Annotated in this window: 7 protein-coding genes; 4 read left to right on the top strand and 3 right to left on the bottom strand. The window is 70.3% G+C overall.

Annotated elements, in window-relative coordinates:
* The first annotated feature begins 254 nt into the window (after positions 1-254).
* Complete coding sequence (locus ACWIDW_RS13780; protein WP_454125890.1) at positions 255-797, top strand: ECF transporter S component; 543 nt, start codon at positions 255-257, stop codon at positions 795-797.
* A 79-nt stretch (positions 798-876) separates the two neighbouring features.
* Complete coding sequence (locus ACWIDW_RS13775; RefSeq protein ID WP_454125889.1) at positions 877-3243, top strand: ATP-binding cassette domain-containing protein; 2367 nt, start codon at positions 877-879, stop codon at positions 3241-3243.
* Positions 3244-3300: 57 nt separating this feature from the next.
* On the opposite strand, the gene ACWIDW_RS13770 is transcribed toward ACWIDW_RS13775, so the two are convergent.
* Positions 3301-4464: an acyl-CoA dehydrogenase family protein gene (locus tag ACWIDW_RS13770; RefSeq protein ID WP_454125888.1), complete on the bottom strand. Its 1164-nt coding sequence runs from the start codon at positions 4462-4464 to the stop codon at positions 3301-3303.
* A 138-nt stretch (positions 4465-4602) separates the two neighbouring features.
* Positions 4603-5532: a M15 family metallopeptidase gene (locus tag ACWIDW_RS13765; RefSeq protein ID WP_454125887.1), complete on the bottom strand. Its 930-nt coding sequence runs from the start codon at positions 5530-5532 to the stop codon at positions 4603-4605.
* A 94-nt stretch (positions 5533-5626) separates the two neighbouring features.
* Here ACWIDW_RS13765 and ACWIDW_RS13760 point away from each other — a divergent pair, with 94 nt between their 5' ends.
* Together ACWIDW_RS13760 and ACWIDW_RS13755 are read left to right on the top strand one after the other, a co-directional pair.
* Positions 5627-6679: an Rv2578c family radical SAM protein gene (locus ACWIDW_RS13760; RefSeq protein WP_454125886.1), complete on the top strand. Its 1053-nt coding sequence runs from the start codon at positions 5627-5629 to the stop codon at positions 6677-6679.
* A 41-nt stretch (positions 6680-6720) separates the two neighbouring features.
* A complete protein-coding gene (locus ACWIDW_RS13755) occupies positions 6721-7140 on the top strand; it encodes an ASCH domain-containing protein (RefSeq protein WP_454125885.1) in 420 nt (139 codons plus the stop codon).
* A 90-nt stretch (positions 7141-7230) separates the two neighbouring features.
* Here the strand turns inward: ACWIDW_RS13755 and ACWIDW_RS13750 are convergent, their stop codons facing one another.
* Entirely contained in the window at positions 7231-9534 is a 2304-nt protein-coding gene (locus ACWIDW_RS13750; RefSeq protein ID WP_454125884.1) for a DEAD/DEAH box helicase, read from the bottom strand.
* Between the last annotated feature and the right edge of the window lie 166 nt (positions 9535-9700).

Genomic DNA, 9700 nt, shown 5'->3' with positions numbered 1-9700 from the left:
CGACACTCCAGATGTCGGACGTTCTCGCGGAAACGGTCCGACATCTGGAGTGTCGGCCCCCGGACTGTAACGCCCGACCGGGCACCGGGATAGCCGTCGGGCCCGGGCGTCCGGTTGCCGTCGGGCCCGGGCACCCGGATGCCGGGCGGGCCCGGGCGGACGGTGGCGCGCCGGTTGCGCTACGGGCTCAGCCTCAGGAGGTATCTCCGGCCCGCGCACCGGCCGGAGGCGACGGCGCCCGATAGCCTTGAGGCGTGGCTTTCCGACCGGCGTTGAGCACGCGCACTCTTCTCGTCTGCGCCGCCATCGGCGTCGCCACGGGCATCCTGGGCGGGGTCGCCGGTCTCATCACTGTCGGCGTGATCACGTTCGTGCCGTTCGTGTACGGACTCGTGCTCGGCGTGCACGTGCTGCCCGGCATCATCGCGCAGGAGGTGCTGCGCAAGCCGATGGTGGCGCTGATCACCCACGTCATCGCGGCGCTCATCTCGAGCGCATTCACCCCGATGTGGGCGATGCGCTACATCGGCACCGCTCTGCTCTTCGGCGCGATCCAGGAGGGCGTGGCCGCCCTCACCCGCTATCGCGTCTGGGGCCGCTGGCGATTCTTCGTCTCGGCGGCGATCATCGGCGTGCTCGTGGCGATCGTGGTCGGCTTCGTCGTCGACCTGGCGCAATTCACCCCGTGGGTGCAGCTGAGCTATCTCATCGTCTCGGTGCTCGGGCCGGTGGCGTGGACGGCGATCGGCATCGCGATCGGCAATGCGCTGCGCCGGGCCGGTATCGCCCCACGCTGAGCGACGCACCCTCACAGCCTCATGAGGGGCGGGTCAGACTAAATTGAGAGGCAACCGCCCGCTCACAGAGGACCCGCCCGTGCGCTCTTCCGCGCCCCTGCTCCGCGTGCGAGACCTGAGCGTCACGTACGAGGGCGCCGCGCACCCCGCGCTGCAGAACGTCTCGTTCGACGTGCATCCGGGCGAAGTGGTGCTGCTGCTCGGTCCGAGCGGATCCGGCAAGTCGACTCTGACCCTCGCGCTGAACGGCCTGATCCCTCAGTCGGTCGAGAATGCGACGATGACGGGCTCGGTGCAGGTGTCCGGCCGTGACACTCGCACGACCCCGGTCGCCCAGGTGAGCGGCGAGGTCTCGACGGTCTTCCAGGATCCCGACTCGCAGCTCGTGACCGGAACGGTGCTCGACGAGGTCGCCTTCGCGCTCGAGAATCTGCGGCTGCCGGCATCCGACCTGCTCGCCCGCGCCGAGCAGGCGCTGCGCCGCGTGGGCCTGTGGAGCCGTCGCCGCTGGAACCCCGACCTGCTCTCCGGCGGGGGACGTCAGCGTCTCGCGATCGCCTGCGCCCTCGCCCTGCGCTCGCGCGTCATCGTGCTCGACGAGCCGACCGCCAATCTCGATCCGCAGGGCGTGCGCGACGTGTACGCCGCGTTGGGCGAGCTGGCCCGGGATGCCGAGCAGCGCGCGATCGTGCTCGTCGAGCACGACGTCGATGCGGCGGTCGACCTCGCGACCCGAGTGATCGTGCTGGGTCACGACGGGCGCCTGCTGCTGGACGGCCCGGCCCGCGAGACGCTGCAGCAGCACGCCGAGACACTGAGATCGCTGGGTGTGCTCGCGCCCGCCGCCCGGGTGCCCCCCGCCGGAGACACCACGCGCCCCGCTGCCGCGCCGGGCCACGCCCCGGCGATCACCGCACGCGACCTCGTCGTCGACAAGCGTGGTGCCCGCGTGCTCGACGTGCCCCACCTCGACATCGCCCGCGGGTCGTTCACCGCGATCATGGGGGCGAACGGCGCAGGCAAGACCACACTGCTGCAGGCGCTTGGCGGCGTGGCGACGCCGACGCGCGGCAGGGTGCTGATCGACGGGCTCGATGCCGGGCGCGCCTCCCCGCGCGAACTCGCCTCGCACGCCGGCTTCGTGTTCCAGAACCCCGAGCACCAGTTCATCGCGGGCACCGTGCGCGACGAGCTCGCACACGGGCTGCGCCTGCAGCGGGTCGAGCCCGCCGAGGTCGACGAGCGCGTCGACGAGATGCTGGCCCGCTTCGGACTGACGGCGAAGGCCGACATGCATCCGTTCCTGCTCTCCGGGGGCGAGAAGCGGCGACTGTCGGTCGGCACCGCGCTGATCACTCGCCCCGCCGTGATCGCGCTCGACGAGCCGACGTTCGGCCAGGACAGAGCGCGGGCCGCCGAACTGCTCGGCATGCTGCAGGAGCTGCAGCGAGCAGGCACGACCGTCGTGATCGTGACGCACGACCGCCGGCTGATCGCCGAGTACGCGACCCATGCGGTGCTGGTCGGCGACGGCGAGGTGATCGCCGTCGGCCCCGCGGCAGAGGTGCTCGCGCAGACCGGCCCGGACGCCTCGGCATCCGCCTCCGCAGGCACCGCGGTCGCCCCGGCGACCGAGCCCACTCCGATCGACCCGTACGCCGATGTGCCCGCTCCGGCGCGCTTCTGGCTGCACGGCGTCAACCCGCTCGCCAAGTTCGGCGCCGTACTTCCGGCGATGGCGCTGCTCGCGTTCACCCGCGACCTGCTCACGCCGGCGATCTTCCTCGCGCTGGCCTACGCGGTGATACTCGCCGGCGCCAGGCTCACCGCGCGCACCGCCGGTGTGCTGCTGCTCGGCGTGCCGCTGGGCGTCGCCGTGCTCAGCGTCGGGTTCGGGGTGTGGGTCGACGCAGAGCAGGTCGCCGACACCGCCGCGCTCGTGCGGATCGGCGAGTGGACGCTGCACTCCGGCGCGCTGCTCAGCGGCCTGGCGACCGCGCTGCGCCTGGCCGCCATCCTCGCCCTCGCACTCATCGGCGGGCTGACCACCCGCGGGCCCGACCTCGTGCGGGCCACCGTGCAGCAGCTGCACGTGCCGTACCGGATCGGCTACACCGCCCTGGCCGCCTACCGCTTCGTGCCGCGGTTCGGATACGAGCTGTCGATCATCCGCGCCGCGCATCGTGTGCGCGGGCAGGGCGGCGGTCGCGGTCCGATCGCCCGGCTCGCGCGAGGCTGGGGATACATCGTGCCGCTGCTGGCATCCGGCATCCGGCATGCCGAGCGGGTCGCCCTGTCGATGGATGCCCGCGCCTTCGGCGCGCAGCCCACCCGAACCGAACGGCATGTCGTGCCGTGGCGCGCCCGCGACACGGTCTTCGCGGCGGCGGTGCTGCTGGCATCCGCCGTCGTGTTCGCCCTGACCTTCCCCTGGCAGCCGACCTGACCGCCGAGGGCCTCCCCGCTCAGACAACCCCGCGGCGTCGGCGCGCTCAGTCCGCGCTCAGCGCTTGCCGGCGATCTGACGGCCGACGATCTCGCGCATGATCTCGTTGGTGCCGCCGTAGATGCGGTGCACGCGGGCGTCGGTGAAGGCCCGGGCGATCGGGTACTCCATGATGTAGCCGTAGCCGCCGTGCAGCTGCACTCCCGTGTCGAGCACCTCCCACTCGCGCTCGGTGACCCAGAACTTCAGCTGCGCGGCCTCTTCGGCGGTGAGCTGCGAGGCGGCGTAGGCCTTGAGACCGCGGTCGACGTAGGCCCAGACCGCGTCGGCGGTGGTCGCCATGTCAGCGATGCGGAAGCGGGTGTTCTGGAAGTCGATGACCCGCTCGCCGAACGCGTCGCGGTTCTTCGTGTAGTCGACGGTCCACTTCACGGCGGCCTGGATGACCGCGGCGGCAGACACGGCGATCGAGAGACGCTCGAGCGGCAGGTTCATCATCAGCTGGATGAAGCCCTGCCCCTCCTTGCCGCTGATGAGGTTCTCGTCGGGGACGAAGACGTCGGTGAAGCTGAGCTCGGCGGTGTCCCAGCCGTGGAAGCCCATCTTGCTGAGCTTCTTGCCCTGGTCGAAGCCCTCCATGCCCTTCTCGACGATGAGCAGGCTGAAGGCATCGGGGCGGGTGCCCTCACCGGTCTTGACGAAGGTGACGACCATGTCTGCGGTGGTGCCCGACGAGATGAACGTCTTGGCGCCGTTGAGGATGTACCCGCCGTCGACCTTCTTCGCGTTGGTCTTGATGCCGCGCAGGTCGGATCCCGCACCCGGGTCGGTCATCGCGAGCGCACCGAGGATCTCGCCCGTCGCCATGCGGGGCAGCCACTTCTCCTTCTGCTCCTGCGTGCCCATGTGCACGAGGTACGGCACGGCGAGGTCGTCCTGGATGCCGAGGGCGCCCGCCAGCGAGCCGGCGCCGGCGCCGATGACCTCTTCGTTCACGATCGCGCGGAAGCGGTAGTCCTGCAGCATGCCCGCCCCGCCGAACTCCTCGGGCACCGAGAGCCCGAGGATGCCGGCCTCACCGGCGGCCAGCATGGTGTCGCGGTCGACCTCGCCGGCGGCATCCCACCGCTCGATCGACTCGTTCGTGACGTGCCGCTTGACGAAGTCCTTGACCAGGTCGCGGAAGGCCTCGTGGTCTTCTTCGTAGATGTCGCGCTCCATGGCGTCCTCCTCGAATTCATATGCGTCGTCGCACGGCGAGTCTAGGTCGGAATGACATCGCCGGACAGTCGCGTGTGAGAACAAGTCTCACACAGGATGACACTGCGTTCCGCGTTCTGGGATGTCGCGGTCGGCGCCTCAGTGGCTGTAGTCGGGCGCCGCGGGCAGGCCGAAGAACTCCTCGAGGGTGTGGAACCCGCCGTCATGGTACGCCTGGGCGAGCTCGGGCCCGATGTAGCGGATGTGCCACGGTTCGGGTGCGTACCCCGTGGTTCCGGTGTGCCCGGGCTCGTAGCGCACGATGAATCCGTAGCGCCAGCCGTTCTCTGCGACCCAGCGGCCCTGCGACGTGGGTCCGAAGGCTTCGATGGCACCGCAGCGGGGGGCGCACGCGACGAGGTCGAAGGCGAGACCGCTCTGGTGCTCGCTGAAGCCAGGCCGGGCCGACACGGCATCCGCTCCGCTCTGCCCCTTGTCGCGCACGTGCGCGCCGTAGGTGCTCTCCTGCACCCCGAACGAGCGGTAGCCGTTGTTGATCCCGATCGTGCCCGCGCCCGCGGCGGCCGCATCGGCCGCCATCGCCTCGAGGGCCTCCTTGGGCTCGGGGCGCAGCTCGTTCGAGCGGGTGGTGGCGCTGAGGCCGATGTCGGCGAGGGATGCCGGAGCGAAACCCACCGGATCGAGTGGACGCTGCTTGTTGACGACCACCCACGACCGGTTCGGGTCGGATAGCGAGATGCACGGCGCGTTGCCGTTCGCGACCGCCTCGCGGAAGGCGGCACCGCCGCCGAACGACGCGATGACACCAGCGTCGTCACCGGTGTCGAGCGCGGCACGGACGCCGTCGTCGGCGCAGGGATTCGCGGCCAGCTGAGCGTTGACCTCGACGGCGGGGATCGCCATCGCGGCGGCGGGCGCGGGCAGCTCGACACGGGCGATGGGGCTGTCGGCGATGACGCCGCACAGAGTCGCCAGCGATGCCATCGCCGTGAAGAGCACACCGAGCGGCAGCGCGACCCGCACGGCGAGCGGTTCACGCGCGACGTGTCGGGACTGCGCGGCGCTCATCGAACCATTGTCCCCCACGCGGCACCTCGACATTCATAGAACACAACTCCGACTATGGGTTGACAGTCATGCGTTGATTTGTTCGAATGGATGGATGCGGTGGCAAGGTCAGGCGGTGGGCGAGGTCGATGCCGACGCGCTCCCCGGTCTGGAGAGCCGCACCGGCATCGTGCGCTCGGTGACCACCCCCGAGTTCGCGGGGATGACCTTTCACGAGGTGCTCGCCAAGTCGGCGCTGAACGCGGTGCCCGGCGCCTCGCGCATGCCGTTCGCGTGGACCGTGAACCCGTACCGCGGATGCAGCCATGCATGCACATACTGCTTCGCTCGGGGGACGCACGAGTACCTCAACCTCGACGGAGGTGCCGACTTCGATTCGCAGATCGTCGTCAAGACGAACGTCGTCGAGGTGCTGCAGCGCGAGCTGCGCCGCGGATCGTGGAAGCACGAGACCGTCGCGCTCGGCACGAACACCGACCCGTACCAGCGCGCCGAGGGCCGGTACAAGCTCATGCCCGGGATCGTGCAGGCTCTCGCCGACTCGGGAACGCCGATGTCGATCCTCACCAAGGGCACACTGATCCGCCGCGACATCCCCCTGCTCGTCGAGGCGGCGAAGCGGGTGCCGATCGACATCCAGATGTCGATCGCGATGTACGACGACGACCTGCAGCACGCGATCGAACCCGGCACCCCCACCACGCACGCGCGCCTCGACACGGTGCGTGCGCTGAGCGACGCCGGTTTCCGCATCGGCGTCTTCCTCATGCCGGTGCTGCCGCACCTCACCGATTCGCTTGCGGCGATCGACGGGGCCCTGCGGCGCATCAAGCAGTCCGGCGCCGACCATGTCGTGTACGGCGCGCTGCACCTGCGCCCCGGCGTGAAGCCGTGGTTCTTCCAGTGGCTCGAGCGCGAGCATCCGGAGCTGCTGTCGTCGTACCGCGGGCTCTACCCCGGCGTCTCGGTCGAGGCGCCGAAGGCGTACCGTCAGTGGCTGGCGAAGCGCATCCGCCCGCTCATGCGAGTGCACGGGCTCGACGCCCGCTCCGAAGAGGAGAACGACAGCATGCGCGGCCGGCGGATGCGGCAGCGCCCCGCGCCGGCATCCGTGCGCACCACGACCCAGGCCGACATGCTGTTCTGACGGGCGCGCCGACGCCGTCGCTCGGTGCATAGGCTGAGCGGGTGTCGACGACTGATGACCTGCCCCTCTCGGAGTACGCATTTCCGGGGCCGCTGCGCGACCTGCTGGTTGGGGCGATCCTCGCCGGCGAGAAGACCACGACCACCTTCCTGCTGCGTGAGCTCGAGATCGACGACGAATCGATGCCCGCCGTCGGCGACCGCGCGGCGGTGATCGACTCCGCGGGGATCCCCGTCGGCATCGAGACTGTCGAGGAGGTGCGGGTCGTCCGTCTCGCCGACGTCGACCTTACACACGCTCTCGGCGAAGGTGAGGGCTACGCCGACGTCGCCGAATGGCGAACCGGGCACGAGAGCTTCTGGCACGGCCGGGAGTACCGCGAGTACGTGGGCGACCCGGAGTTCCGCGTCGACGACGACACCCTCGCCGTGCTGGTGCGATTCAGCTTCCAGACGGGCTGACCCACCGCAACTCCGGAGGTCCGACAGCGAAGCCGCCGGATCCGGGCACGAGGGCCCGAATCCGGCGGCTTCCGCACACTCTGACCGAGGTCAGGCGGTGAGCTCGGCCTCGCTCGGCATCCGGCCGGCGATCTCCTCGATCACATCGTCACCGGGGGCTGCCTGCTCGAACGGCGCGTCGATCTCGGCGCGACCGAGCAGGTCCTCCATCCGGCGGCGACGCTGACGGGTGATCAGCGTGACCACCCGGCCCGTGCGGCCGGCACGACCCGTGCGGCCGGAGCGATGCAGGTAGGTCTTGTACTCGTCGGGAGCGTCGGCCTGCACGACGAGGTCGATGTCGTCGACGTGGATGCCGCGAGCGGCGACATCCGTGGCGACGAGCACCTGCACCTTGCCGGCGGTGAGCTTCTGCAGGTTGCGCGTGCGCTTGGCCTGGTTCAGGTCGCCGTGCAGCGAGACGGCGGCGATGCCGGCGTCTTCGAACTGCTCCGCAAGCATCTCGGCGTAGGCGCGGGTACGCGCGAAGACGAGGGTCTGCCCGTCGCGGTCGACGAGCGAGGTGAGCACGTCGGCCTTGTCGCGGTGCTCGATGACGAGCACGCGGTGGTCGATCGTGCTGGAGCCCTGGTCCTCACCGGCGACCTCGTACACCGCCGGGTCGACGAGGAACTCGTCGACGATCGCCGCGACCTCACGGTCGAGGGTGGCCGAGAACAGCAGCTTCTGGCTGGTGGCTCCGTCGTCGAGCGCCGTGCCGGTCTTGCGTAGGATGCGCTGCACGGGCTCGGCGAACCCGAGCTCGGCCATGTGATCGGCCTCGTCGAGCACGGCGATGCGCACCTCGGAGAGGTCGAGCTTGCGCTGCTCGATGAGGTCTTCGATGCGGCCGGGCGTGCCGATGATGATGTCGACACCCTTGTTCAGCGCACCCACCTGGCGCGCCTGCGGCACACCGCCGTAGATCTGCGTGGTGAACAGGCCCACGCTTCGGGCGATCGGCTGCACGGTGCGGTCGATCTGCAGCGCCAGCTCGCGCGTCGGCGCGAGAATGATCGCGCGCGGCTTGCGGCCGAACTCACGGCGCTTGCCCTTCTGCGACAGCAGGATGCTCTCGACGAGCGGCGCGCCGAACGCGATCGTCTTGCCCGAACCGGTGCGGCCCCGGCCGAGCACGTCGCGACCCTGCAGGATGCTGGGGATCGTCGCGGCCTGGATCGGGAAGGGCGTTGCAGCACCCATGTTCTTCAGGATCTCGACGATGTTCGAGCCGATGCCGAGGTCGCCGAAGGTCACATCGGCGACCTCGGTGGCCTGGACGGCCTCGGCCTCGAGCCGCTCGTGCACGACGTCGACCTGCTCCTCGTGCGCCTTGGCCGTGGAGGAAGCGTTCCAGTCGCTGCGGTTCGGGCGGTCGTCGCGGTTCTGCCGCGCCGGACGGGCATCACGGTCGAAACGGGGGCGCTCGGTGCGGTCGGAACCACCACGGCGGTCATCCCTCGGCGGGCGCGCGTCGCGATCGAAGCGGTTGCCGCGTTCCTGGCGCGCGTCACGGTCGAACCGGGGGCGCTCGGTGCGGTCGGAGGAGCCGCCACGGCGATCATCGCGCGCCGGACGGGCATCCCGGTCGAACCGGTCGTTCCGCGCCGGACGCGCATCCCGGTCGAAGCGATCAGTGCGGCCGTATCCGCCACGGTCGTCACGAGCCGGGCGCGCATCGCGAGCAGGACGGGCGTCACGGTCGAAGCGATCAGTGCGGCCGTATCCACCCCGGTCATCACGCGAAGGGCGCGCATCGCGGTCGAACCCGCCGCGTCGCTCGAAGCCGCCGCGGTCGTTCCGCGCCGGACGCGCATCTCGATCGAAGCCACCACGACGCTCGTACCCGCCACGGTCATCCCGTGCCGGACGCGAATCCCGACCGAACCGGTCATCCCGTGCCGGACGCGCATCCCGACCGAACCGGTCATCCCGCGCCGGACGCGCATCCCGGCCGAACCGGTCGCTGCGGTCGAAACCACGACCGTCGCGGCGATCGTCATGGTCACCGCGGTGGTGCGGAGCCTCGCGGCGTCCGGATTCTGCGCGATTGCGGATCGAGCGGGCCTCGTCGCGACCGGCGCGCTGCGTGTCCGACCAGCGTGCCTTCGGCGCCGTTCCCTCGGCATCCGCGGGACGGTAGCCCCGGTGCTTCGGGCTGACGCTGCCGGGCCGACGGTCGGCGCGAGCGTCCGACGAGAACGAGCGGCGCTCTCCGGCATCCGTCCGACGATCGCCGTCGCGCGACGGGCGTCCGCCGGAGTGGCGCTCGTGGAACGACGGTCCGCTCTTCGCGTACCGAGGCTCGAAGTTGCGCGACGGGCGTCCGCCCTTGGGCTTGCCATTCTTGGGCATGGTGTTCCTGACTGTCTCTGACACGAGAACAGCGTCCGCTCCGCGGGCACAGAGATCAGCGCGCGTGGGACATACCCGGGCATTCGTCGACCGGGGCCATTCATGTGATGGTTATGAACCATCGGCCCCTGAGCTCACAATGAGCGTTAGTGCTCGGAAGAACCGC

It is taken from the genome of Microbacterium sp. NPDC055312 (genome assembly GCF_053645675.1).
Note: the sequence above shows the minus strand (reverse complement) of the source record. Positions and strands in the feature narration are given on the sequence as shown.

What these genes read in the sequence shown, in the direction of transcription:
- ACWIDW_RS13750 (WP_454125884.1), bottom strand. Translation starts at nt 9,534, where the DNA reads ATGCCCAAGAATGGCAAGCCCAAGGGCGGACGCCCGTCGCGCAACTTC.
- ACWIDW_RS13760 (WP_454125886.1), top strand. Translation starts at nt 5,627, where the DNA reads ATGCGGTGGCAAGGTCAGGCGGTGGGCGAGGTCGATGCCGACGCGCTC.
- ACWIDW_RS13765 (WP_454125887.1), bottom strand. Translation starts at nt 5,532, where the DNA reads ATGAGCGCCGCGCAGTCCCGACACGTCGCGCGTGAACCGCTCGCCGTG.
- ACWIDW_RS13770 (WP_454125888.1), bottom strand. Translation starts at nt 4,464, where the DNA reads ATGGAGCGCGACATCTACGAAGAAGACCACGAGGCCTTCCGCGACCTG.